At 43.2% G+C, this 24,231-nt stretch carries 24 protein-coding genes; 15 read left to right on the top strand and 9 right to left on the bottom strand.

Going from position 1 to position 24,231, the window contains the following annotated elements:
* Positions 1-29: 29 nt before the first annotated feature.
* From dnaE to mscL, 7 genes are all read left to right on the top strand, one after another.
* Entirely contained in the window at positions 30-3,506 is a 3,477-nt protein-coding gene (gene dnaE / locus FEE42_RS07820; protein WP_164028071.1) for a DNA polymerase III subunit alpha, read from the top strand.
* Positions 3,507-3,599: 93 nt separating this feature from the next.
* Positions 3,600-4,109, top strand: coding sequence for a peptide deformylase (def, locus tag FEE42_RS07815; protein ID WP_059368635.1), 510 nt, complete (start codon positions 3,600-3,602; stop codon positions 4,107-4,109).
* Positions 4,110-4,191: 82 nt separating this feature from the next.
* A complete protein-coding gene (gene fmt, locus FEE42_RS07810; protein ID WP_164028069.1) occupies positions 4,192-5,148 on the top strand; it encodes a methionyl-tRNA formyltransferase in 957 nt (318 codons plus the stop codon).
* Positions 5,148-6,518, top strand: a complete 1,371-nt coding sequence (rsmB, locus tag FEE42_RS07805) for a 16S rRNA (cytosine(967)-C(5))-methyltransferase RsmB (protein WP_418067134.1) — start codon at positions 5,148-5,150, stop codon at positions 6,516-6,518. Before fmt ends, rsmB begins: the two co-directional genes overlap by 1 nt.
* A gap of 15 nt (positions 6,519-6,533) precedes the next feature.
* On the top strand, positions 6,534-7,340 hold the full coding sequence (locus FEE42_RS07800; protein WP_164028068.1) for a glycosyltransferase family 2 protein: 807 nt from the start codon (positions 6,534-6,536) through the stop codon (positions 7,338-7,340).
* On the top strand, positions 7,337-8,713 hold the full coding sequence (gene trkA / locus FEE42_RS07795) for a Trk system potassium transporter TrkA (protein ID WP_164028067.1): 1,377 nt from the start codon (positions 7,337-7,339) through the stop codon (positions 8,711-8,713). The genes FEE42_RS07800 and trkA overlap by 4 nt, the downstream gene beginning before the upstream one ends.
* Positions 8,714-8,782: 69 nt before the next feature.
* Positions 8,783-9,172 carry a large-conductance mechanosensitive channel protein MscL gene (mscL, locus tag FEE42_RS07790; protein WP_059368631.1) on the top strand — a complete coding sequence of 130 codons (390 nt, stop codon included), beginning with the start codon at positions 8,783-8,785 and terminating at the stop codon, positions 9,170-9,172.
* 109 nt (positions 9,173-9,281) lie between these two features.
* On the opposite strand, the gene oppF is transcribed toward mscL, so the two are convergent.
* The 5 genes from oppF to FEE42_RS07765 all read right to left on the bottom strand — a co-directional run bounded on the left by oppF (position 9,282) and on the right by FEE42_RS07765 (position 14,887).
* On the bottom strand, positions 9,282-10,271 hold the full coding sequence (gene oppF / locus FEE42_RS07785) for a murein tripeptide/oligopeptide ABC transporter ATP binding protein OppF (protein ID WP_077582117.1): 990 nt from the start codon (positions 10,269-10,271) through the stop codon (positions 9,282-9,284).
* 11 nt (positions 10,272-10,282) lie between these two features.
* Complete coding sequence (gene oppD, locus FEE42_RS07780) at positions 10,283-11,269, bottom strand: ABC transporter ATP-binding protein (RefSeq protein WP_164028066.1); 987 nt, start codon at positions 11,267-11,269, stop codon at positions 10,283-10,285.
* Positions 11,270-11,278: 9 nt separating this feature from the next.
* On the bottom strand, positions 11,279-12,202 hold the full coding sequence (oppC, locus tag FEE42_RS07775) for an oligopeptide ABC transporter permease OppC (RefSeq protein WP_077582116.1): 924 nt from the start codon (positions 12,200-12,202) through the stop codon (positions 11,279-11,281).
* 9 nt (positions 12,203-12,211) lie between these two features.
* Positions 12,212-13,132 (bottom strand): oligopeptide ABC transporter permease OppB, encoded by a 921-nt coding sequence (oppB, locus tag FEE42_RS07770; protein WP_059368628.1) that lies wholly within the window; start codon positions 13,130-13,132, stop codon positions 12,212-12,214.
* Between the two features lie 117 nt (positions 13,133-13,249).
* Positions 13,250-14,887 carry an ABC transporter substrate-binding protein gene (locus FEE42_RS07765; RefSeq protein ID WP_164028065.1) on the bottom strand — a complete coding sequence of 546 codons (1,638 nt, stop codon included), beginning with the start codon at positions 14,885-14,887 and terminating at the stop codon, positions 13,250-13,252.
* Positions 14,888-15,142: 255 nt separating this feature from the next.
* Here FEE42_RS07765 and tal point away from each other — a divergent pair, with 255 nt between their 5' ends.
* Together tal and FEE42_RS07755 are read left to right on the top strand one after the other, a co-directional pair.
* Positions 15,143-16,096 (top strand): transaldolase, encoded by a 954-nt coding sequence (tal, locus tag FEE42_RS07760; RefSeq protein WP_059368626.1) that lies wholly within the window; start codon positions 15,143-15,145, stop codon positions 16,094-16,096.
* 360 nt (positions 16,097-16,456) lie between these two features.
* On the top strand, positions 16,457-17,080 hold the full coding sequence (locus FEE42_RS07755; protein ID WP_059368625.1) for a YagU family protein: 624 nt from the start codon (positions 16,457-16,459) through the stop codon (positions 17,078-17,080).
* A 310-nt stretch (positions 17,081-17,390) separates the two neighbouring features.
* Here FEE42_RS07755 and FEE42_RS07750 read toward each other — a convergent pair whose 3' ends face one another.
* Complete coding sequence (locus FEE42_RS07750) at positions 17,391-17,549, bottom strand: hypothetical protein (protein WP_157888083.1); 159 nt, start codon at positions 17,547-17,549, stop codon at positions 17,391-17,393.
* Positions 17,550-17,737: 188 nt separating this feature from the next.
* On the opposite strand from FEE42_RS07750, the gene FEE42_RS07745 reads away from it, so the two are divergent.
* Entirely contained in the window at positions 17,738-18,190 is a 453-nt protein-coding gene (locus tag FEE42_RS07745; RefSeq protein WP_059368624.1) for a DUF302 domain-containing protein, read from the top strand.
* A gap of 272 nt (positions 18,191-18,462) precedes the next feature.
* Here FEE42_RS07745 and slyD read toward each other — a convergent pair whose 3' ends face one another.
* The 3 genes from slyD to rraB all read right to left on the bottom strand — a co-directional run bounded on the left by slyD (position 18,463) and on the right by rraB (position 20,333).
* Positions 18,463-19,077: a peptidylprolyl isomerase gene (slyD, locus tag FEE42_RS07740; RefSeq protein WP_077582111.1), complete on the bottom strand. Its 615-nt coding sequence runs from the start codon at positions 19,075-19,077 to the stop codon at positions 18,463-18,465.
* A gap of 65 nt (positions 19,078-19,142) precedes the next feature.
* Positions 19,143-19,859 carry an SIMPL domain-containing protein gene (locus FEE42_RS07735; RefSeq protein ID WP_164028064.1) on the bottom strand — a complete coding sequence of 239 codons (717 nt, stop codon included), beginning with the start codon at positions 19,857-19,859 and terminating at the stop codon, positions 19,143-19,145.
* A gap of 51 nt (positions 19,860-19,910) precedes the next feature.
* Positions 19,911-20,333, bottom strand: coding sequence for a ribonuclease E inhibitor RraB (gene rraB, locus FEE42_RS07730; RefSeq protein WP_059368621.1), 423 nt, complete (start codon positions 20,331-20,333; stop codon positions 19,911-19,913).
* 101 nt (positions 20,334-20,434) lie between these two features.
* Here rraB and truD point away from each other — a divergent pair, with 101 nt between their 5' ends.
* The 5 genes from truD to nlpD are packed head-to-tail and all read left to right on the top strand — an operon-like array spanning position 20,435 to position 24,213.
* Complete coding sequence (gene truD / locus FEE42_RS07725; protein WP_164028063.1) at positions 20,435-21,454, top strand: tRNA pseudouridine(13) synthase TruD; 1,020 nt, start codon at positions 20,435-20,437, stop codon at positions 21,452-21,454.
* Positions 21,454-22,194: a 5'/3'-nucleotidase SurE gene (gene surE, locus FEE42_RS07720; protein WP_059368619.1), complete on the top strand. Its 741-nt coding sequence runs from the start codon at positions 21,454-21,456 to the stop codon at positions 22,192-22,194. The genes truD and surE overlap by 1 nt, the downstream gene beginning before the upstream one ends.
* Positions 22,195-22,233: 39 nt before the next feature.
* Complete coding sequence (locus FEE42_RS07715; protein ID WP_059368618.1) at positions 22,234-22,809, top strand: YqaA family protein; 576 nt, start codon at positions 22,234-22,236, stop codon at positions 22,807-22,809.
* A gap of 11 nt (positions 22,810-22,820) precedes the next feature.
* Positions 22,821-23,012: a hypothetical protein gene (locus tag FEE42_RS07710; RefSeq protein ID WP_059368617.1), complete on the top strand. Its 192-nt coding sequence runs from the start codon at positions 22,821-22,823 to the stop codon at positions 23,010-23,012.
* Between the two features lie 13 nt (positions 23,013-23,025).
* Complete coding sequence (gene nlpD, locus FEE42_RS07705; RefSeq protein ID WP_059368616.1) at positions 23,026-24,213, top strand: murein hydrolase activator NlpD; 1,188 nt, start codon at positions 23,026-23,028, stop codon at positions 24,211-24,213.
* Positions 24,214-24,231 lie beyond the last annotated feature (18 nt).

Raw genomic sequence — 24,231 nt, 5'->3', positions numbered from 1 at the left:
CAAATTGACAGCACTTTCAAGGATTTTAAATGACACAACCCCGTTTCGTCCATCTCCGTACACACAGTGATTTTTCCATGATTGATGGGATTGCCAAGGTAAAACCATTGATTAAAACCTGTGCGGAAAATAATATGGTGGCGATGGCACTGACGGATTTCACCAATTTTTGTGGTGTCGTGCGTTTTTATGGGGAAGCATTGTCTGCCGGCATTAAACCGATTATTGGTGCGGATGTGCGAGTGCGTAGCGAGCTATGCGGTGATGAATTATTTGAGCTGACCTTACTTGCGAAAAATAATACGGGCTATAAAAATATCACACTGCTCTTATCGAAGGCTTACCAACGGGGCTATGACGATTTGCCTTACATCGATCAAGATTGGTTGATCGAACACCGTGAGGGCGTGATTATTTTATCCGGCGGAACAAAAGGTGATGTGGGTAAAAAATTGTTGAAAGAAAATGCGGCGGAAACACAAAGTGCGGTCGGTTTTTACCAAGAATTTTTTCCTGATCATTTTTATCTGGCATTAACCCGAACCGGCAAGCCTGATGAAGAACGTTATATCAAAGCCGCTTGTGCCCTTGCGGAGACTCAACATTTACCCCTTGTGGCAACCAATGATGTTGTATTTTTAAAGTCGGATGATGCGGAAGCCCATGAAATCCGCGTGGCGATTCATGACGGCTATACCTTGGATGATCCCAAACGCCCTAAACTTTACACGACACAGCAGTATTTCCGTACTGAAGAGGAAATGTGTGCGTTATTTGCCGATATTCCTTCCGCCCTTGAAAACACCCTATTAATCGCACAGCGTTGCAGTGTTACCTTGCGCCTTGGGCAATATTTCTTACCGCAATTCCCAACGGGGAAACTGAGTACGGAAGATTATTTGGTGATGAAATCGAAAGAGGGCTTGGAAGAACGGTTGGCGTTTTTATTTCCCGATGAAAAAGTGCGGTCGGAAAAACGTGCGGAATATGATGAACGTTTGCAAGTAGAACTTGATGTAATTAACCAAATGGGGTTTCCCGGTTACTTTTTGATCGTGATGGAGTTTATTCAATGGTCGAAAGATAATGATATTCCCGTGGGGCCGGGACGGGGTTCTGGTGCGGGGTCATTGGTGGCGTATGCGTTAAAAATTACCGATCTCGATCCCTTAGAATTTGATTTGCTTTTTGAACGTTTCTTAAACCCTGAACGTGTCTCCATGCCCGATTTTGACGTGGATTTCTGTATGGACGGACGGGATCGTGTGATTGAGCACGTAGCGGACACCTATGGGCGTGGTGCGGTATCACAAATTATTACTTTCGGTACGATGGCGGCGAAGGCGGTGATTCGCGATGTCGGGCGGGTATTGGGGCACCCCTACGGTTTTGTGGATCGCATTTCTAAATTGATTCCGCCCGATCCGGGCATGACACTTGCCAAGGCCTTTGAGATTGAGCCACAATTACAAGCCGCCTATGACAGCGATGAGGAAGTGCAAGCGCTAATTGATATGGCGCGCAAGCTGGAGGGCGTAACCCGAAATGCCGGTAAGCATGCCGGTGGCGTAGTGATTTCACCTACTTTAATTACCGATTTTGCCCCGCTTTATTGTGATAGTGAAGGCCTTCACCCGGTAACCCACTTTGATAAAAATGATGTGGAATATGCCGGTTTAGTCAAATTTGACTTCTTGGGATTACGCACCCTCACCATCATCAAATGGGCGTTGGATATGGTCAATGCCCGTATGGCACGGGAAGGCAAACCCATGGTGGATATTGCTTCGATTCCGTTGGATGATCCGGATTCTTTCGAATTGCTCAAACGTTCCGAAACGACAGCCGTATTCCAGTTGGAATCGCGCGGTATGAAAGATTTGATTAAACGCCTACAACCGGACTGTTTTGAAGATATTATCGCATTGGTGGCACTGTTTCGCCCCGGCCCGCTGCAATCGGGGATGGTGGATAACTTTATCGACCGTAAACACGGCCGTGAAGAGGTTTCTTATCCCGATGCGAATTATCAGCACGAAAGTCTGAAACCGATTTTGGAGCCTACCTATGGCATTATTTTGTATCAAGAGCAAGTCATGCAAATTGCACAGGTTCTTGCCGGCTATACATTAGGCGGTGCGGATTTATTGCGACGGGCAATGGGTAAGAAAAAACCGGAAGAAATGGCGAAACAACGTTCTGTTTTTGAACAAGGCGCGATCAAAAACGGTGTTGACGGCGAACTTGCGATGAAGATTTTCGATTTGGTGGAAAAATTCGCCGGTTATGGCTTTAATAAATCCCACTCGGCAGCCTATGCACTGGTTTCTTATCAAACACTTTGGTTGAAAACCCATTTCCCGGCGGAATTTATGGCGGCGGTGATGACATCGGAAATGGACAATACCGATAAAATTGTCGGTTTGTACGATGAATGTTTGCGAATGGGATTAAAAGTTACCCCACCGGATATTAATGTGGGTAAACATCATTTCAGTGTGAATGAAAACGGTGAAATCGTCTATGGTATCGGTGCGATTAAAGGCGTGGGAGAAGGCCCGATTGAGGCATTGGTTAGTGCACGGAATGAAGGCGGGTTTTTTAAAGATTTATTTGACCTGTGTGCCCGTGTCGATTTGAAAAAAATCAATCGGCGCACCTTTGAAAGCCTGATTATGTCCGGTGCATTTGATAAATTGGGTCCGCACCGTGCCGCACTGGCTAAAAATTTAGAAGATGCCCTTAAAGCATCTGATCAACACGCCAAAGATGAAGCGATGGGGCAATCGGATATGTTCGGGGTGCTGACGGAAAGCCATGAAGAAGTTGAAAATGCTTACGCCAATACACCGCCTTACACGGAAAAACAAATTTTAGACGGCGAACGAGAAACCCTAGGGCTTTATTTAAGCAGCCATCCGGTCAGCCGTTATTTAAAAGAGCTATCTCATTACAGCTCAACCCGTTTAAAAGAACTGACACCGAATCGTCGCGGACAAATGAGTACGGCAGCCGGCTTAGTTGTTTCGTCGCGTATTTCGATTACCAAAAAGGGGAATCGACTGGGGATTGCGACATTAGATGATCGCTCGGGACGTTTAGATATTACGTTATTTGGCGAAAGTTTGGAGCAGTTTGGTGAAAAACTGCAAAAAGACACAGTAGTGGTGGTATCGGGGCAAGTGAGTTTTGATGATTTTTCCGGCGGTTTAAAAATGACCGTACGGGATATGATGACGTTAGATGAAGCCCGTTCCCGCTATGCAAAATCCCTTGCCATTAGTTTATCGGACGAACAAATCACGCCGGTGTTTATTAAACAACTGAAACAAATGCTTGAACCGGTTAGCGGCGGAACGTTACCGATCAATGTGTATTATCAAAGCGCAAAAGGCAGAGCGTTGCTACGTCTTGGCGTTCAGTGGTCGATTACCCCGACCGATGAAATTTTAACGGAATTAGCCAATATGTTGGGCGAAAGTGCGGTTGAGTTGGAGTTCGGATAACGGAACTCTTACCAATCATCCAAATTAAGGACAGACAGAGCTTCCTGTGCTACAATCGCGCAACGAATTGCAATTTAAAAAATAAGAGAAATTATGACCGCACTTAATGTATTAATTTATCCTGACGAACACTTAAAAGTCGTTTGTGAACCTGTTTCCGAAGTCAATGATGCTATTCGCAAAATTGTCGATGATATGTTTGATACCATGTATCAACAGGAAGGCATTGGGTTAGCCGCACCGCAAGTGGATATCTTACAACGTATTATTACCATTGATATTGAGGGAGATAAACAAAATCAATTGGTATTGATTAATCCGGAAATTTTGGCGTCAGAAGGCGAAACCGGTATTGAAGAAGGCTGTTTATCCATTCCGGGTGTGCGTGCGCTTGTGCCTCGGAAAGAAAAAGTGACGGTGAAAGCCCTTGATCGTGACGGTAACGAATTTACCTTAAATGCAGACGGCTTACTCGCCATTTGTATTCAACACGAAATTGATCACCTCAACGGGATTTTGTTTGTGGATTATCTTTCCCCTCTTAAACGCCAACGCATTAAAGAAAAATTAGTAAAATACAAAAAGCAACTGGCAAAACAATAACGAAAAATGCGGTTAATTTTGACCGCATTTTACTTTCTCTCTCGTATTATCGGGAATATTCTTAAACATAACGCAGAACATGATGAAACCACTCAATATTATCTTCGCAGGTACGCCTGATTTTGCCGCCCGGCATTTACAAGCCTTAATCAATTCTCAACATAATGTGATCGCGGTTTATACGCAGCCCGATAAACCGGCTGGGCGAGGCAAAAAATTACAGGCGAGTCCGGTAAAACAGCTTGCCGAACAACATCATATTCCTGTTTATCAGCCTAAATCTTTACGTAAAGAAGAGGCGCAACTTGAATTAAAGGCATTAAATGCCGATGTAATGGTCGTAGTGGCGTATGGCTTAATTTTGCCGAAAGCGATTCTGGATGCACCGCGTTTAGGCTGTTTGAATGTGCACGGTTCTATTTTGCCGCGTTGGCGTGGTGCCGCACCGATTCAGCGTGCGATTTGGGCGGGCGATGTTCAAACCGGTGTGACCATTATGCAAATGGATGAGGGGCTAGATACCGGTGATATGTTGCATAAAGTTTATTGTGATATTTTACCGACAGAAACCTCCGCCGGTCTTTATGATAAATTGGCGAAATTAGCACCGTCGGCATTAATTGAGGTGCTTGATCAGCTTGAAAATGGAAAATTTATCGCTGAAAAACAAGATAATAGCCAAAGCAATTATGCGGATAAACTTTCCAAACAGGAAGCCGAGTTGGATTGGTCTCTTTCCGCAGCACAACTTGAACGGAATATTCGGGCATTCAACCCTTGGCCGATGGCTTATTTCAGCACGACGGATCAAGCGGGCAATTCGCAAACCTTAAAAGTGTATCAAGCGGAAGTATTGCCCCATCAAGATAAACCGGCGGGTATGATTCTGTGTGCCGATAAAACCGGTATTCAAATTGCCACGACTGAAGGTGTGCTGAATATTCTGCAATTGCAACCGGCAGGTAAAAAGCCGATGTCGGTACAGGATTTGTTAAACGGACGGGCAGATTGGTTTCCTGTCTGTAAGGTGTTAGCCTAATGAAAGTTCAACGTTCATCTCAAAAACCGAGAAAAAATCAGCCGATGAAAAAAACACGGGAAAAATCAACCGCACTTTCCACAAGAGCGGTTGCTGCACAGATCATTTTACAAGTGCTTGATGAAGGGAAATCCCTTTCCGGCTTAATTCCTATCGTACAGAACAGCGTAAAAATACAAGATCTCCCGCTTCTGCAAGAAATTTGTTTTGGCGTATGTCGTGTACTGCCTCGTTTGGAGCAAATTATCCAACGTCTTGTGGATAAACCGCTCAAAGGCAAAACCCGCATTGTGCATTGTTTGTTACTGGTCGGGCTGTATCAACTTCTCTATATGCGTGTCCCCGCACATGCTGCGGTTGATGAGGTGGTGAACGCAACAAAAACATTGAAATCGGATAGTTTTCGAGGGTTGGTGAACGGCGTGCTACGTCGTTTTTTGCGTGAACAAGAAAGTATTTTGGCGCAAGTGGATAAACATTGGCAAACATTGCACCCTGAATGGTTTGTGAATAAATTGAAAAAGGCTTATCCAACTTGGCGTGAAATCATTGAGGCGAATAATCAAAAACCGCCAATGTGGTTGCGGGTTAATTCACAACAAAACAGCACGGAAAATTACCGCACTTTATTGGCAGAATCGGAAATTGAGGCAGAAAACGGTATTCATCCCAATGCGCTACGTCTCAGCTCGCCTATTGCAGTACAAAAATTACCCCGGTTTGCGGAAGGCGTAGTAACGGTACAGGATGTCAGCGCACAATGGGCGGCAACCTTGCTTGAACCGCAAAATGATGAGTGGATTTTAGATGCCTGTGCCGCCCCCGGAGGGAAAACGACGCATATTTTAGAACTTGCTCCACGAGCGAAAGTCATCGCGTTGGATATTGAAGCACAGCGTTTGAGCCGGGTGGAAGAAAACTTGGCACGTTTAAACCAACAGGCAATTGTAGTTTGCGGTGATGCGACTAAACCGGATCAATGGCTGGCAGAAATTGGACAAAGTGCGGTGAAATTTGACCGTATTTTACTTGATGCGCCTTGTTCCGCCACCGGTGTTATCCGCCGTCACCCTGATATTAAATGGCTACGCCAAGAAACGGACATTGCACAACTTGTGGCATTACAAAAAAGTATCTTAAAAGCCCTTTGGGCGAAATTGAAACCGAATGGCATTTTATTGTATGCCACCTGTTCCGTTTTAGCTGAAGAAAATCGCGAGCAAATTGCCGCGTTTCTCGCAGAACAACATGATGCCGAATTACTGCCGTTACCTTTCACCGATAATGAAAGTGCGGTCGGTTTTCAGTTTATTCCGCAGCAAAATGGCGGTGACGGGTTTTATTACGCAAAATTGCGTAAACGGGCATAAACCAAGGGGGCGATAGTGTTTCCTCATATTGATGTGATTATTCCCTGCTATAACGTGGAAAAAACATTAACACGGGCGGTGGAATCTGTTTTGAGTCAACCTTATTTAGGCAAAATTTGGTTGGTTGATGATGCCTCGACCGATGGTACGCTTGCATTGGCGAATCACTTTGCCGCACAGTATCCGGAACGGATTTTTGTCGAGTCAATGAGTAAAAACGGCGGTGTTGCAAAGGCACGAAATTGGGGCGCATTGCAATCCACCAACGAATTGATCGCTTTTTTGGATGCGGACGATGCCTATGAGCAAGGCGCATTAGAAGTGGCGGCGGCAACCTTTCATTTTCAGCCGGATACTTCGTTGGTACGTTTAGCCTTAAAACCGATAGGGTTGGCGACTCGTTATGCCGAACACCCTAATTTTGATTTTGCTTGGCAGCATATGAGAATGACCTGTGGTGGAAATGTGGTGTTTCGCCGTGCTTTTTTCTTGGCTTGCGGCGGATTTCCGCAGCATGCGTTATTCCGAGAATTAGGCGGTGAAGACGGCGCACTGGGTATTGCAACCACAAAAATTGCGAAAGTGGCAACCCTATTTGATGAGGCGGGCGTGTTACATTATTGCCGTGACGGTATGCACGCAGAGCGCTTACTGGATGCGGTTTTATTTCAAAAAATCGATGAACAGATCAGCGAAGAGAAAATGGCGCAAGCCAATGCAGTCACGGATGAAATCTGTCGCCAAGTGAATGCGTTAAAGTGCGGTCTAAATTCGGTGAAAATCGGAATTCAACCTCTGATCTTAACAAGGAGTGAGGCATGAAAATAATGATCCTGGGTGCCGGACAAGTGGGAACGACACTAGCGGAAAGTCTGGTCAGTGAAGATAATGATATTACCTTGGTGGATAATGAATCACCACGACTACAAGCGTTACAGGAAAAACATGATTTAAAAGTCGTGCAGGGTTCGCCTTCTTCCCCGAAAATCTTGCGTGATGCCGGGGCGGCAGATGCAGATTTAATGGTGGCGGTGACATCATCGGATGAAATCAATATGGTGGCTTGCCAAATCGGCTATACGCTATTTAATACGCCGACACGTATTGCTCGTATTCGTAATTCGGAATATTTACGGGAAAAAGACAAGTTATTCAATGATGAAAATGTGCCTATCAGCCATTTGATTTCACCGGAAAATTTAGTCACGGATGAAATTACCCGGCTCATTGCTTATCCGGGGGCATTGCAAGTGGCGCATTTCGCTAAAAACCGTATCAGCGTGGTAGTAGTGAAAGCGTATTACGGCGGTGCATTGGTGGGGCATGCCTTGTCCGCTTTCAAAGAGCATATGCCGCATATTGAATTTCGTATTGTCTCGATTTTACGCAGTGACAAAACGATTCGTCCGCAAGGTTCGACAATTATTGAAGCCGGTGATGAAATTACATTTATTTGTGCGACAGAGCATATTAAAGCGGTAATGAGTGAATTACAACGCCTCGAAAAACCTTATAAACGCGTGATGATTGTCGGTGGGGGTAATATTGCCGCCGGTGTAGCAAAACAATTGGAAGAGCATTGTACGGTAAAATTAATCGAGCGTAATGCGGAACGGGCGCAAGCCTTAGCGGAAAAATTAGCGAAAACCTTGGTTTTTCACGGTGATGCTTCCGATCAAAACTTGTTGTTTGAAGAACATATTGAGCATGTTGATGTGTTTTTATCATTAAGCAGCGACGATGAAGCCAATATTATGTCGGCATTGTTGGCAAAACGCTTAGGGGCAAAAAAAGCCATGGTGCTGATTCAGCGTATGGCGTATATCAGCCTAATTCAGGGCGGGACGATTGATATAGCCGTTTCTCCGCAGCAAGCGACAATTTCCGCTTTGTTGGGGTATGTGCGTAAAGGTGATGTGAAAAATGTAGCGAGCTTACATCATGGCGTTTCCGAGTCGATTGAAATTGTTGCCCACGGTGATTTGAATACTTCCAATATTGTGGGAAAAACGATTCGTCATATTCGTTTGCCTGCCGGTTGCATTATCGGTGCGATTTTACGCAATAATGAAGTGATTATCGGGCATAAAAATGTTGAAATTCAGGACGGTGACCATGTCATCGTATATTTAGGCGATAAAAAAGCGGTTTCTGAAATCGAAAAATTATTCCAACCAAGTTCGTTCTTTATCTAAAGGGTTTACTTTTTAACCAAAGAACATATAATACGCCATGTCTTTAACTATAAGTAAAAGGAAAAACTTATGAGCTTTATAAAGGAATTTCGTGAATTCGCGATGCGTGGCAATGTTGTTGATATGGCTGTCGGTGTAATTATCGGTGGTGCGTTTGGCAAAATTGTAAGTTCACTTGTGGGTGATGTTGTGATGCCTGTATTGGGTATCTTAACCGGCGGCGTAGATTTTAAAGATTTAAAATTTATTTTAGAACCGGCAAAAGGTGATATTCCGGCAGTAACATTGAACTACGGTATGTTTATTCAAAACGTCTTCGACTTCGTCATTATTGCGTTTGCAATTTTCTTAATGGTAAAAGGTATCAACAAATTGAAAAAACCGGTTGAAGCTGCACCGGCAGAACCTTCAAACGAAGAAAAATTACTTACTGAAATTCGTGATTTGTTGAAAAAATAATTTATCTTAGAACAGAATAAAAAAGTTGGCTTATGCCAACTTTTTTATTTTCTATGTAGAGCAAAAGCAAGTTAAAAAATAACAGCTTTTTTTACCGCACTTTTGCCTATTAAGCTTTTAAACACGCCACAAAATGTGTCCCGTTGTCGCTATGAAAGGACGGTTTTTGTAAACGACAATGTTCGTCTGCCAGCGGACATCGGGTACGAAATACGCAACCTGAAGGCGGGTTAATCGGCGAAGGAAGATCGCCTTCTAACAGCTGAATATTTTTGTTTCGTTCCAATTTGGGATCGGGAATCGGTACGGCGGACATTAACGCTTTGGTGTAGGGGTGTTTGGTATGGTTATATACTTCATCGTCACTTCCTAATTCCATGGCATTGCCTAAATACATCACCAGTACACGGTCGGAAATATGTTTTACCACCGCAAGATCATGGGCAATAAAAATTAGCGACAGCCCCATTTCTTCTTGTAATGATTTCAATAAATTCACCACTTGGGCTTGAATAGATACATCCAATGCGGAAACCGGCTCATCACAAATAATCATTTTCGGTTCAATAATTAATGCACGGGCAATACCGATGCGCTGGCATTGACCTCCGGAAAACTCGTGCGGATAGCGATTGACTAAATTTGGCAATAACCCCACTTTTAACATCATCGCTTGCACTTTTTCTTTCACTTGTTCTGCATTCAAATGAGGTTGATAAATTTTGAGCGGCTCCGCAATAATTTCACCAATATTCATGCGAGGATTGAGCGAGGCGAGCGGATCTTGGAAAATCATTTGAATATCTTTGCGTGTATCATGCCATTGTTTGGGCGATTGTTTACGTAAATCTTTGCCCAGCCAAACAATTTCGCCTTCGTTTGATTCCACTAAGCCAATAATGGCACGGGCAAGGGTGGATTTTCCACAGCCCGATTCTCCAACGACACCTAAGGTTTCGCCGGCATAAAGTTGAAAAGACACATTTTTCACCGCCTTTAGGGTTTGTGGTTTAGCAAAAAAGAGGGCTTTATTATTTTTAATTTTGAAAGATACGCCCAGATTTTTGACCTCTAATAACAGATTTTTCTCTTTAATCATAAGTGTTGTCCTTAAAATTGTTCCGGCGGAATCCAGCAATTCCGTAAACGCCCTTGGGAAAGTGCGGTCAGTTTTGGCGCAGTTTTGCATTGTGCTTCGGCATAATGGCAACGGGGTGAAAACGGACAGCCTGTCGGTAAATGTAATAAATTTGGCGGATTCCCCGGAATTGTGACGAGTGTTTCATTTTTACCGTCAAGGCGGGGAATCGCCTCCATCAGCCCAAGGGAATAAGGATGGGTCGGATGATAGAAAATTTGTTCCGCCGTGCCGTATTCCATTGTCCGACCGGCATACATCACGAGTACTTGATCGCAAATACCTGCGACCACACCAAGATCATGCGTGATCATAATAATCGCCGTGTTAAATTCCCGTTTGAGTTCATTTAATAAGGTCATAATTTGAGCCTGTACCGTCACATCCAGTGCGGTGGTCGGTTCATCGGCGATCAGTAATTGGGGGCGACAAAGTAATGCCATGGCAATCATCACACGTTGGCGCATCCCGCCGGAAAATTCGTGCGGATACATCCCCATACGTTTTTTGGCTTCCGGCATTTTCACTGCGTCCAACATGTTTACCGATTCATTGAATGCCGTTTGTTTGTCGTACCCTTTGTGCAGCATCAAGACTTCCATTAATTGTTCGCCTATCTTCATATAGGGATTTAAGGATGTCATTGGATCTTGGAAAATCATTGCAATTTGTTCTGCTCGGATTTTATTAAGTTGTGCCGTCGGTAAATTGACCAGTTGCGTGCCGTTAAATAAGGCTGAACCGGAAACCTTCCCGTTTGCTGCAAGCAAGCCCATTAAGGCAAAGGCTGTTTGGGATTTACCGGAACCGGATTCCCCCACAATGCCGAGGGTTTGTCCGGCATCTAAGGTGAAATTGAGATCATTCACCGCCGTAACAATACCGTCAGGCGTATGAAAATTGACATAGAGGTTTTGCACAGCCAATAAGTGCGGTTGATTTTGATGTTGTTTTTCCATAAACCTCTCCTAGCGATCTTTCGGGTCGAGCGCATCGCGTAAGCCATCGCCGATAAAGTTAAAACAAAATAGTGTTAAACAGAGGAAGAAGGCAGGGAAGATTAAAAGCCAAGGGGAAACTTCCATTTGTGCCGCGCCATCACTTAATAATGCGCCCCAACTGCTCATTGGTTCTTGTGTTCCCAAACCTAAAAAACTCAAGAAAGATTCAAATAAAATTAATCCCGGCACTTCCAACGAGGCATAGACCGCGACTAAACCTAATACATTGGGAATAATGTGCTTGAGAATAATCTGGCGGCGCGGCACACCGCATACAATAGCGGCTTCGACAAACTCTTTATTTTTGAGACTAAGGGTTTGACCGCGTACAATCCGAGCCAAACCCAGCCAAGCAATCGCCCCGATGGCAATGAAGATCAATAAAATATTCTGCCCGAAAAGGGTGACCAGCAAAATCACAAAAAACATAAAAGGGAATGAGCTGAGAATTTCTAAGAATCGCATCATCACCATATCAATTTTGCCGCCAAAGTAGCCGGAAATCGCGCCATAAATTGTCCCGATCATCACCGAAATTAACGCACCGGCAATCCCCACCATCAGGGAAATCCGCCCGCCAATGGCAACCCGAACCAGAAGATCGCGACCCGATGAATCCGTGCCGAAGAAATGCAATCCCTCCGTAGTCGGGGCAACGCCCATCATATTCCAATCCGTATCTTCATAGGTAAAGGGAAAAAATAGAGGCGCAAAAGTGATAAACAATATGATGAGTGCCAATAAAATTAAACTGGCTACGGCGGCTTTATTGCGGAAGAAACGGCGTTTTGCATCTTGCCAGAGGCTCCGCCCCTCAAGTTGCATTTCCTCTATATGTTCTGCAAGTTGTTCCACAAATTCAGTATTTTTTTGGTTAATCGGTTGGCTCATTGCACACTCCTAATAACGAATTTTCGGGTCAATGACCGCATATAAAATATCGACAATCATATTAAACAAAATAGTCAGCGTGCCAACCAGAATGGTTAAACTTAATACTAAAGAATAATCACGGTTTAGTGCGCCATTCACAAATAATTTACCCATGCCCGGTAAACCGAATACGCTTTCGATTACCATTGAACCGGTGATAATGCCCACAAATGCGGGGCCGAGATAAGTGATGACGGGCAAAAGTGCGGGGCGCAGTGCGTGTTTTAAAATAATTCGACGGGTAGAAAGCCCTTTGGCTTTGGCGGTGCGAATAAAATTGGAATGAAGCACTTCAATCATTGAACCCCGCATAATCCGAGCAATTCCCGCCACATAGCCGATAGTGAGTGAGGCAACCGGTAAAATTAAATAAGGCAAGGCGCCTTCATTCCAACCGCCGGCAGGCAACCAACCAAGCCAAATGGCAAAAAACAATACAAGGAGCGGGGCAAATACAAAACTGGGCATAATGACCCCTGTCATCGAGATACTCATCAAAATGTAATCCCACCGACTGTTTTGTTTTAGTGCGGCGATTGTGCCGGCAGAAATACCTAGGGTGAGGGCAAACAAAAAAGCAATGCTGCCGAGTTTGAGTGACACCGGAAATGCCGCGCCGATTAAATCGTTTACAGATTGATCTTTATATTTAAACGAAGGGCCGAAATCACCTTTCGCCAAGTTTTCCAAATAGCGTACATATTGTTTGTGCAGCGGTTCGTTTAGGTGATATTTTGCTTCAATATTTGCCATCACTTCAGGCGGATAGGCGCGTTCGGAAGTGAAAGGGCTGCCTGGCGCCAAACGCATGAGGAAAAAAGAAAAAGTAATTAAAATAAACAGGGTCGGAATCGCTTCCAACACGCGTTTAAGAATAAATTTGAACATGATTACTCCAACCCCAAATATCACAGCGATATTTTCTTTCCTTGTTTATCAGGCAAGGATTTTATAAAAATAAAAGTGCGGTCAAAAAAACAATCGTTTTTTCAACCGCACTTTTTCTTAATGTTTAATGATATAAAGATTACGCAATAAAATATGATCTTGCGGATCTTTAGCGGTATAACCGCCCACATAAGGTTTTACCAGACGCGGATTAACGTAATTGTAAACCGGCACGATAGCGAAATCTTTCGCCAAAATCGCTTCTGCTTTTGCATAGGCTTGCGCACGGCCTTTAGCATCACTGGCTAAATAAGATTCCGCCATTGCCTTATCATATTCCGCATTGGCGTATTTTGCCGTGTTGTTACTGGAGGTCGATAAGAAATAGTTACCGAAAGTGGTCGCTTGGTTGTAATCGGCACTCCAGCCGGCACGAGCCACATCGTAACGACCGGCACGGCGACTATCAATGTAAGTTTTCCATTCTTGGTTTTCTAATTTCACGTCAATCAAGCCTTTGGTATTGGCTTTCCACATAGAAGCGGCGGCGATTGCCACTTTTTTATGGTTTTCGTTGGTGTTGTAAAGAATGGTAAATTTCAACGGATTAGATTTGCTGAAACCCGCATCTTCCAATAATTTAATCGCCTCTTCGTTACGTTTTGCCATTGGTTGTTGGGAATAAGCCGGTTGTTGGATTTGTTCTCCCTCTGCAATATAAGGTGGCGTGAAAACGTAAGTCGGTGTTTGACCTTGTGCCAGCACTTTATCTGTAATCACATTACGATCAAGGGCATAGTTTAAGGCTTGGCGTACCCGTTTATCATTGAAAGGCGCTTTCAGATTATTGATTTCATAGGTATAAGTCGCCAAAGTACGGGCAGTGAATACTTGATCGGGCAATTCTTTTTTCAACTTGGCAAATTGCTCCGGAGGAAGAGCGTAGCTGGTAATATCTAAATCCCCGGCACGATAACGGGAAACATCGGTACTCGGATTTTCGATTGCTAAGAAAGTCGCCGTGTTGATTACGGTTTCTTTATCATTCCAATAAAGCGGGTTACGTTCAAACTCAATTTTTTCATTGATAATGTGATTTTTTAGTTTGTAAGCACCATTGGTCACAATATTTTCTTTTTTCACCCAAGCATCGCCAAATTTTTCAACGATTTTTTGTGGGGCAGGTAATAAAGATTGGTGAGTGGTTAAACCGGCGGCATAGGGTACGGGATTGGAGGAATAAACTACAAAGGTGTAATCGTCTTTGGCTTCAACGCCTAATTCTTCCGGTTTTTTCTTGCCGTCAATAATATCTTGCGCGTTCACCACTTGCATGTAGTCTAAAAAGCTGGCGTAAGGCGAGGCGGTGTTTGGATTGACTAAACGGCGCCAAGAATACACAAAATCTTGGGCGGTAACAGGATCACCGTTTGACCATTTCGCCTCTTTGCGAAGATGGAACGTCCAAGTTTTATAATCCGGTGAGCTTTCCCAACTTTCTGCTACCCCCGGTACTAATTCACCGTCCGAATTGGTGCTTATTAACCCCTCAAATAGTTGATAAAGCACTTGTGATTCCGGTACGCCCTCAGTTTTGTGCGGATCAAAACTTTGTGGTTCCGAACCGTTATTAATGACAATATTTTGTACCGGGGCAAGATCGGTTCCCACTGGAACTTGAGCGGCATAAAGACTGCCGGAGAGCGCCAAAGTGAGGGAGAAAAAGATACATTTATTGAGTAGGTTACGTTGCATAGTCACTCCTTTTGGGGTTAATTGTTGTGAAATCATCATTATTAAAATCGTTGAATTTATTGATTTATCTTAAATGTTTAAATTTGTAAAGGCTTTATTTTCCAACAAAGGTGATATTGATCACAGTTTTGATAAAAAACTAAAAATTCTTCTTTTTCTGCTGTAAAACTATTCGATCTATTGCGATTTCTTACTATCACTTTAAATTCAATTTATGCTATCGTAACGCCCATCAATCAAAATAAGGAGAAGACAATGACAACTCAATTAGATTCACTTCGTAGTATGACTGTGGTAGTGGCGGATACCGGCGATATTGAAGCCATCAAAAAATATCAACCGCAAGATGCTACAACCAACCCTTCTTTAATTTTAAGCGCGTCGGCATTACCGCAATATGCGCCGTTAATTGATGAAGCCGTGAGTTATGCAAAATCACAAAGCAATGATAAAACACAACAACTGATTGATGCGGAAGATAAATTAGCGGTAAATATTGGTTTAGAAATCTTAAAAATTGTTCCGGGACGTATTTCGACAGAAGTAGATGCCCGCCTTTCTTACAATACGCAAGCCACCGTTGAAAAAGCCCGTAAACTGATCGCACTTTACAATGCCGCAGGCATTTCCAATGATCGTATTTTGATTAAAATCGCTTCAACATGGCAAGGTATCCGTGCCGCAGAAATTCTTGAAAAAGAGGGGATTAACTGTAACCTAACCTTATTATTCTCCGAAGCACAAGCGCGTGCCTGTGCCGAAGCGGGCGTATATTTAATTTCACCGTTTGTTGGACGCATTCTAGACTGGTATAAAGCAAACAGTGATAAAAAAGATTATGCACCTGCGGAAGATCCGGGCGTGATTTCCGTTACCAAAATTTATAATTACTACAAAGAATACGGTTACAACACCGTGGTGATGGGGGCAAGTTTCCGCAATGTGGGTGAAATTATTGAATTAGCCGGCTGTGATCGTTTAACCATCGCGCCGCCGTTACTCAAAGAATTGCAAGAAAATTCAACCGCACTTGAGCGTAAACTTGACTTCAAAGGTGAAGTCAAAGCAAAACCTCAACCGCTCACTGAAGCCGAATTTTATTGGCAACATAACAGCGATGCCATGGCGGTAGAAAAATTGGCTGAAGGTATTCGTAAATTCGCCGTTGATCAAGAGAAATTAGAGGCGATGTTGGCGGCAAAATTATAATTTTTGCTGAATCAAGATTAACGCCTGCGCCCGTTATGTTGAACGTAACGGGCGCATTTTTATAACAGAGAGGGCTTATCGTATTTTCTCCGTTTCTTTAAATTGTGTATTGCTACATCATGCCGGAAAATTTGGGGTAAATACTCTTTTTTGAGTAGGAAATAGCTTTAAATCTTGACTGTTTATTTAAATTGGTGAAGAATTTAAAACCACGTTTTGCCATTAATTATCGGTGATTTATTTTTTTCGATAACAAAAATAAATGTTCGGTAATTTAAGCGGCGAAATGTTGCAGCCCACTTTTTGGTGATATTGAATCACAAGTGCGGTTAATTTTTTCTTACATCTTCGGAGCAAAATATGTCAGGTATTTTCACTCAAACTCCGCCAAACCGCCGCCGTTATAGTGTGGCGATTCTTGTCGGTATCATTGCAGGTATTATCTCTGCATTTGTAAAATGGGGTGCGGAGCATCCGTTCCCGCCACGCAGCCCGATTGATTTCTTCGCTGCGGCTTGTAAAGTGGACATCACGGGATTGACCCAAGATCAGGTATTGCAAGTTTGTTCGCGTGCTTTTTTAAACCCGCCACACGTTTTCTTGCGTGATTATTTAGGCATTGACCCGACAGAAGCGGCGTTTACTTTTGCAGATCATGCCTTTAACTGGATTGGTGTGACACACATCATTTTCTCATTAGTGTTCGCTATCGGTTATTGCTTAGTAGCGGAACGTTTCCCAAAAATCAAATTCTGGCAAGGTATCGGTGCAGGTATCATCGCAAATATCTGTGTACACTACATCACGTTCCCGGTATTAGGTTTAACGCCTCCGGTTGCAGAATGGCCGTTATACGAACATATTTCCGAATTAGTCGGTCATATTTTCTGGTTTTGGACGATTGAAATTATCCGTCGTGACTTACGCAATCGAATTACCGGTCAACCGGATCCGGAAGTTCCTTTGAAAGAGGCAACGGAATAAAAATCAAAAAAGACAAGGCAACGGAATGTTGCCTTTTTTACACTTCAATTATGTTCGCAGCGTAACCCGGCAACCGCAAAATGGTTTTCCCGAATGCGACTCGCTCTATTTCAAACTAAGCGCATTTTTTAGACTAGATTGATTTCCTATAAATTTTGACCGCACTTTAATGTCGTTCTCGAAACGTTTTTGGGGCAATAGGTTGGTTTTTTAAAATTTGACAAAATGTACGTGTTCTTGAAACCCCAACATATCACTGACTTCTGTACACTTTTATCGCAGTGCACCAATTTCCGTTTTGCTTCTAAAATTAATCGCTTGCCAATAATTGTTTCGCCGATTTTTTTGCAACCAATAAATATGCTCGGCTGTGCATTTTCGTAAACATTTTACTGCCGATATAGGTGGTAACGTGTGCATCTTCGGTAAAACATGTTTCTTGTTCTGCAACTTTTTTTCTCGTCCGCAAGGTTGAAGAAAGTGTCCGCTAAAGTCTTTAGTAATAGGTTATTCAACGTTTGTCAGTTGTTTGTAAATGATAAGGCATTATTTTATTATAGGACTAATACACAGCAAGTTTTACAAACAAGCACTGAAAAGTCAGTAACAAATCTTTTACAATTTCAAGCGATTCTCATCAATCAAACAGGAGTAAATATGAAACTCAAAACCTTACTTTTAGCGATTCCTTTCATCACCACTGCATTTGTAGCTCATGCAGAGAACGATTCTATGAAAACTGTCAAAAGTGAATACACTGCTGTGGAAACGGTAGAAAAAATCAAAAATGCCGTCACCGAAAAAGGCATGAGTGTCTTTACCGTGATTGATCACCAAGCTGCCGCGAAAGATAAAGGCTTAACGATGCCGTTTGCGAGCGTGGTAATCTTTGGCATGCCTACCATAGGTACACCAATGATGATTAAAGCCCCTACCCTCGCTATAGATCTCCCGCTCAAAGCCTTAGTTTGGGAAGATGACAACGGTGCGGTTTTTGTCACGCTCAATAACGCAGACGACATCGGCAAAAAACACGGTTTGAGCGAAGAGGTGTATGGTAAATTAAAAGGTGCGGAAAAATTAATTCCGAGTGTGGTGACGAAGAAGTAAAATATAAATACTAAAGCCCTTGTTAAATAAAGCAAGGGCTATTTTATGGGAGCTGTCGGACGATAAAAAACTTTAAGATTGAAATAGCCTGAGTTTGAAAATATCAATAGCTTAGCTTAGTCATCGAAATTTGGCATAAAGGAGATTTTAGTTACTGATATTAAGATAGTACAAAATATTAGGGACGCCATGCAGTGCGTCCCTAATAATTAAGCAATAATACTGAGGATTTTTGTAAACCGTCTCAGTCTTTCAGATTTTTACGTTAAATATTAATGACCGCCGCAGCCACAACCGCCATGTCCGTGATGATCGTGCTTATGACCACCGCCACAACAGCCGCCGTGTCCATGATCGTGGTCATGATGACCGCCACAACCACAGCCATGACCTTCTTCATCGCTATCATGATGATGACCGTGCGCACCGTGAACGTGACCGTGCGCAATTTCTTCCAATGTGGCTTCACGTGTGCTGACGACTTCAACGGTGAAATGTAATTCTTGACCGGCTAACATATGGTTACCGTCCACCACGACCTCATCGCCGTCCACCTCGGTAATGACTACCGGAACAGGCCCAATATCCGTATCAGCCAAGAAACGCATTCCCACTACTAATTCATCGACACCTTGGAAAACATCTTTCGGGACGCGTTGAACCATATTTTCATTGTATTCGCCGTAGCCTTCTTCCGGTTGAACACGCACCTCAAATTTATCGCCTACCGCTTTGCCTTCTAGGGCTTTTTCTAAACCAATCACTAAGTTATTGTGACCTTGTAAATATTCTAAAGGTTGATTTGTTGGTGCTTCATCCACCAATACGCCATCTTGGGTACGAACTTGGTAAGCAATGCCTACCACCACATTTTTTGCTACATTCATGAGGGTTTCCTTATTGTTTGAAAATCGCTGCCATTGTATAGAAGAAAAAATAATTGTATAGAAAATTAATCTTTAAGTAATTCAATTTGTGCGGTCGCCTGAACCCGTACCGCTTCTTTTCCGTTTTCTAAAAAAGCATTCGGTGCGGTATCGGAGGACAACATTGCCACTTTAGCCGCACGTGATGAGGTGTAAGGACGGATTGCTGTCGATTCATTCACCGATGAAATGTCTAAATTAAGAATACGGTAATTGTTCATTTGTAATGAATGTTGAATTAATGTCGCTTTATTTTTAAATTTTTCAATAACAGCCTGTGTTAATTCGCTTTCTACACTCATTAATTTTTCCGGTGAAATAGTGGCATTTACATCTTCAATCGCAAGAATGCCATCAAGTGAATTGAGCACCTCTGATAAGGCTTGGAAATCTTTACTTTCCAACACAAGATTGGCGCGGGCAATCCAACCTGTTTTCTTCCCTTCATTATTGTAACGAACAGAAGTATTACGGGAATTACCTTTAATTTCCACCGCACTTTGTTTTTGAACAATGCCGACCGCTTTATCTAAACGTTCTGAAATCGTCTTATTTAAGTCCGCTAAATCTTTTCCATCAACTTGATAAAATAAACGCACATTTAATAAATCACGTTCAATGCTTTTTTCTGCTTCAGTATTAAATGAAACAATATTGGTTTGCCGGGCGACGGCATTTTCTGCTAAGACTGAGGTACTAAAGGGTAACGCTAATAGTATGAGACCGAATGATTTTAGTTTCATAAATTTCTCCAAAAAATGACCGCACTTTATTTATGCGGTCAGGTTAGTCAATTAGTGTAAACGTGATTCTTCGACCTCATCCTCATCAAAAAATTCACCATCGTTGCCGTATTCGTCCTCATCATCACTCGGGTCTTCAAAGTAGGTTCCCCAACCGTCATAAATCCCTTTATGTTTTTCAATTAACGGCAAAATTTCTTTTTGTTGGGCATCAATAATTTCTGCTTTTAATTCCACTTCGCTGATGATGTCAAAACAGAAAATGGCTTTTCCATTATCATCTTCAAATTCTTCCGCCTCGGAGACTTCATAGCCGGCTTTAAACGCATCTACGGCAATTTTTTCCAATAAATCAAAATCATAGTGTGACACATGATGTTCAATAATATACAGGGCGGAAGGATCGCTGCCGTCATTTAATAAATCGGTGATAATTTCCCGTGTTTCTGCTTGAAGGGCGACAAAATCAGTCATAGTAAATTCCTTAGTTGGCGTGAAAAGTGCGGTTATTTTAGTGGATAAATCTACAAAAGTCGCATAAAATCTCGCAAAACCTAACAATACACGTCAAAATCATGCTTGAACAACTCCCTTATCTCACCTTAAAAACGCCGCCAAAATCCACCGCACTTTTAAAGCAAGAATGTGCTGATTTTATAGTGATTGAAGATCTTGGCTATGACATGTCGGGGGAAGGGGAATTTGTGGCGGTAAAAGTACGAAAAACCGGTTGTAACACCCTATTTGTCGGCGAAAAACTGGCAAAATTTGCCGGCGTGCCGGAACGAAATATGGGCTATGCCGGTTTAAAGGATCGCCAAGCGATAACGGAACAATGGTTCTGCCTGCAAATGCCCGGACAGGAAACGCCGGATTTCACTCAATTTGACGTGGAAGGCGTAGAGATTTTAGCGGTCACCCGCCATCATCGCAAAATTCGCACGGGAAGTTTACAAGGCAATTATTTTGAAATTTTGCTGCGTGACGCACAGGAAAGCGATGAGTTAAACACTCGGTTAAATTTTGTGGCAAATTTTGGTTTTCCCAATTATTTTACGGAACAACGCTTTGGGCGTGACGGTCATAATCTCACACAAGCCTTACGTTGGGCACAAGGCGAAATTAAGGTGAAAGATCGCAAAAAACGCAGTTTTTACCTCTCTGCAGCACGTAGTGAGATTTTTAATTTAGTGGTAGCGGCACGCATTGAGCAGGGGCTTGCCCAACAAATTTTGCCAAATGATATTGTGCAATTAAATGGTTCGCACAGTTGGTTTAAAGCGGATGAATCGGAAGATTTAGCGGCATTACAAGTGCGGTTAGATTCACGAGATATTTTACTCACCGCTCCGTTAATCGGGGAAGAAAATCTTGTGAGCTCAAATATTGAAAATGCCATTGTGGAACAACATAATGCCTTTTCACCTTTGATGAAACAAGAAAAAATGAAAGCGGCGCGCCGTCCACTGTTAATGCGGGCACAGAATTTCCAATGGCAATTTATTGAGGAAGGATTAAAACTCTCTTTTTATTTGCCGTCAGGCAGCTATGCCACGGCACTTATTCGAGAATTAGTGAATTATAAGGAAGCATAATGCGAATTTTATTAAGTAATGATGATGGTTTTCACGCAGAAGGCATTCAAGTTTTAGCGGCGGAATTACGCAAGTTTGCCGATGTAGTGATAGTCGCCCCGGATCGTAATCGAAGTGCGGCATCAAGTGCCTTAACTTTAGTTGAACCGTTACGTCCGCGCCATTTAGATAACGGTGATTATTGTATTAACGGAACGCCGGCGGATTGCGTGCATTTGGCATTAAATGGTTTTTTATCCGGTCAAGTGGATTTGGTCGTATCGGGCATTAATGCGGGTTGTAATATGGGCGATGACACGATTTATTCCGGCACAGTGGCGGCAGCATTAGAAGGGCGTCATTTGGGACTGCCTTCAATTGCCGTATCCTTAGACGGTCGCCAACATTATGAAACGGCGGCTCGGGTTGTGGCGGATTTAATTCCTAAATTACATAATCGGTTAGTCAATCCCCGTGAAATTATTAATATTAATGTTCCTGATTTACCTTATGACGAACTCAAAGGCTATAAAGTTTGCCATTTAGGTTATCGTTCTTCTGCGGCAGAAGTGATTAAACAAGAGGATCCCCGTGGTGAAGCCATCTATTGGATTGGCCCTGCCGGTTTACCGGAAAACGAGCAAGAGGGAACGGATTTCCATGCGGTAAAAAACGGTTATGTTTCGATTACCCCTATTCAAGCCGATATGACCGCCCACCATTCAATTCAGGCTTTACAAGATTGGCTGGAACGTGAATAATGCGGAGTTTTGTCTCAATGACAATCAAAGGTGAATAGAATGAATATTTTTGGGGCAATGTATGATAAAACCATGGAATGGTCGAAACATCGTTTTGCAACGTTTTGGCTGTCTTTTGTGAGTTTTATTGAAGCGATCTTTTTCCCGATTCCGCCGGATGTGATGTTGATTCCCATGTCGATGTCGAAGCCCAAAAGTGCGGTCAAATTTGCGCTTTATACTGCAATCGCCTCCGTTCTCGGCGGTATGGTGGGTTATGCTATTGGTTATTTTGCTACGGACTGGGTACAGGGTATCGTGCAACAATGGGGCTATGGCGACCATTGGGCAACGGCGATAAAATGGTTTGAGCAATGGGGCGTACTCGTCGTTTTTGTTGCCGGTTTCAGCCCGATTCCTTATAAAGTGTTTACGATTTGTGCCGGCGTGATGCAAATGGCATTTTTCCCATTTGTACTGACCGCATTTATTTCCCGAGCGGTGCGTTTCTTGCTTGTCGCAAAATTAGCTGCATGGGGCGGAGAAAAATTTGCGGTTAAATTACGTAAATCGATTGAAATTATTGGTTGGTCGGTCGTTGCGCTTGCGGTGGCGGCTTACTTTATTTTGAAATAATGGGATTTATTATGAATAAATGTTTATTTGCGTTGTCTATGTCGGTAGTTTTAGCAGCGTGTTCTTCACCTAAAGTTGAAATGAGCGATCCTGATGCCTTACCGAATGGCATTATGCAACCTGTTGAGGGAACAGGAGCGATTGCCGGGGGCGGTTTTATGCCGGAAATAGAACGACAAGCTATGCCGAATACAATGAAATAAGAAGGAAAAATAAATGAAAAAATCGTTTTTATTGTTACCCTTGAGTGTGGCAATTTTGACTGCCTGTTCATCCAATACTCAGGCGCCTATTGAAAATGCCGGCGGTACGCTTTCACCGGGTATTATGCAACCGGTAGATAATAACGGTGGCGGCACTTGGCAGCCTGAAATTCAACAAAATACCATGCCAAATCATATGGGAACCCACGCAACAGGTAATATGCCTGTCGGCACTCAAACACCGCAGCCGAATTTTCAACCGACTTATCAACCGGTACAGCCGGCTCAACCTGTCGCACCGGTACAACCTCAAACCAAAACGGTAACTAAAACGGTATCCGATTGTACAGGCTCTGCGATGGTGAATGTACCGCGTAACCCAAATACTAACGCGCCGGATTACAGCCAAATTCAAAAAGGTTCGTACAAAGGGGAGACTTATAAAGTCAATAAAGGCGATACAATGTTTCTAATCGCTTACCTAGCAGGTATGGATGTAAAAGAACTGGCGGCAATGAATAATATGTCAGAGCCTTATAGTTTAAGTGTCGGTCAAACATTAAAAATAGGTAAGTGCGTTACTAAAACCGTAACGACGACAGTACCGGTCAATACAAACGCAGCTCCGGTGAAACAGGTAGAACCTGCCGTTACTTATAGAGCGGGGGCAAACGGTACGCAAATTGGTTCTGACGGTACGATTATCGGGCCGGTGAAATCAAGTGCTGGTGTTCCTTCTTCCGCACCGACTTACCCGACTTCGACAGCGCCGGTTGCAACGGGGAATACAACACCGGTGAACGCAAATGTTGTTGCGCCGATTGCCTCCAATACAAGATGGATGTGGCCGGCAAACGGCAATATTATCCAAGGTTTCTCAAGTTCTGACGGTGGCAATAAAGGGATTGATATTTCCGGTTCTCGCGGACAATCGGTGAAAGCCGCGGCAGCCGGTCGGGTGGTGTATGCGGGGAACGCATTGCGTGGTTATGGCAACCTCATTATTATCAAACACGATGATGATTTCTTGAGTGCCTATGCACACAACGACAGAATCCTTGTTAGCGATCAGCAAGAAATCAGAGCTGGACAGGAAATTGCCAAAATGGGGAGTACCGGTACCAATAGCGTAAAACTTCATTTTGAAATTCGTTATAAAGGTAAATCGGTCGATCCTATTCGTTACTTACCAAGAAGATAACCAATAGGCAAAAGAGCG

The sequence above is a fragment of the Rodentibacter caecimuris genome (assembly GCF_010587025.1).
Lineage (GTDB): Bacteria > Pseudomonadota > Gammaproteobacteria > Enterobacterales > Pasteurellaceae > Rodentibacter > Rodentibacter caecimuris.
The sequence above is the reverse complement of the archived record's forward strand: the minus strand, read 5'-3'. Positions and strand labels throughout refer to the sequence as shown.

What these genes read in the sequence shown, in the direction of transcription:
- dnaE (WP_164028071.1), top strand. Translation starts at nt 30, where the DNA reads ATGACACAACCCCGTTTCGTCCATCTCCGTACACACAGTGATTTTTCC.
- def (WP_059368635.1), top strand. Translation starts at nt 3,600, where the DNA reads ATGACCGCACTTAATGTATTAATTTATCCTGACGAACACTTAAAAGTC.
- fmt (WP_164028069.1), top strand. Translation starts at nt 4,192, where the DNA reads ATGAAACCACTCAATATTATCTTCGCAGGTACGCCTGATTTTGCCGCC.
- rsmB (WP_418067134.1), top strand. Translation starts at nt 5,148, where the DNA reads ATGAAAGTTCAACGTTCATCTCAAAAACCGAGAAAAAATCAGCCGATG.
- trkA (WP_164028067.1), top strand. Translation starts at nt 7,337, where the DNA reads ATGAAAATAATGATCCTGGGTGCCGGACAAGTGGGAACGACACTAGCG.
- mscL (WP_059368631.1), top strand. Translation starts at nt 8,783, where the DNA reads ATGAGCTTTATAAAGGAATTTCGTGAATTCGCGATGCGTGGCAATGTT.
- oppF (WP_077582117.1), bottom strand. Translation starts at nt 10,271, where the DNA reads ATGATTAAAGAGAAAAATCTGTTATTAGAGGTCAAAAATCTGGGCGTA.
- oppD (WP_164028066.1), bottom strand. Translation starts at nt 11,269, where the DNA reads ATGGAAAAACAACATCAAAATCAACCGCACTTATTGGCTGTGCAAAAC.
- oppC (WP_077582116.1), bottom strand. Translation starts at nt 12,202, where the DNA reads ATGAGCCAACCGATTAACCAAAAAAATACTGAATTTGTGGAACAACTT.
- oppB (WP_059368628.1), bottom strand. Translation starts at nt 13,132, where the DNA reads ATGTTCAAATTTATTCTTAAACGCGTGTTGGAAGCGATTCCGACCCTG.
- FEE42_RS07765 (WP_164028065.1), bottom strand. Translation starts at nt 14,887, where the DNA reads ATGCAACGTAACCTACTCAATAAATGTATCTTTTTCTCCCTCACTTTG.
- tal (WP_059368626.1), top strand. Translation starts at nt 15,143, where the DNA reads ATGACAACTCAATTAGATTCACTTCGTAGTATGACTGTGGTAGTGGCG.
- FEE42_RS07755 (WP_059368625.1), top strand. Translation starts at nt 16,457, where the DNA reads ATGTCAGGTATTTTCACTCAAACTCCGCCAAACCGCCGCCGTTATAGT.
- FEE42_RS07745 (WP_059368624.1), top strand. Translation starts at nt 17,738, where the DNA reads ATGAAACTCAAAACCTTACTTTTAGCGATTCCTTTCATCACCACTGCA.
- slyD (WP_077582111.1), bottom strand. Translation starts at nt 19,077, where the DNA reads ATGAATGTAGCAAAAAATGTGGTGGTAGGCATTGCTTACCAAGTTCGT.
- FEE42_RS07735 (WP_164028064.1), bottom strand. Translation starts at nt 19,859, where the DNA reads ATGAAACTAAAATCATTCGGTCTCATACTATTAGCGTTACCCTTTAGT.
- rraB (WP_059368621.1), bottom strand. Translation starts at nt 20,333, where the DNA reads ATGACTGATTTTGTCGCCCTTCAAGCAGAAACACGGGAAATTATCACC.
- truD (WP_164028063.1), top strand. Translation starts at nt 20,435, where the DNA reads ATGCTTGAACAACTCCCTTATCTCACCTTAAAAACGCCGCCAAAATCC.
- surE (WP_059368619.1), top strand. Translation starts at nt 21,454, where the DNA reads ATGCGAATTTTATTAAGTAATGATGATGGTTTTCACGCAGAAGGCATT.
- FEE42_RS07715 (WP_059368618.1), top strand. Translation starts at nt 22,234, where the DNA reads ATGAATATTTTTGGGGCAATGTATGATAAAACCATGGAATGGTCGAAA.
- FEE42_RS07710 (WP_059368617.1), top strand. Translation starts at nt 22,821, where the DNA reads ATGAATAAATGTTTATTTGCGTTGTCTATGTCGGTAGTTTTAGCAGCG.
- nlpD (WP_059368616.1), top strand. Translation starts at nt 23,026, where the DNA reads ATGAAAAAATCGTTTTTATTGTTACCCTTGAGTGTGGCAATTTTGACT.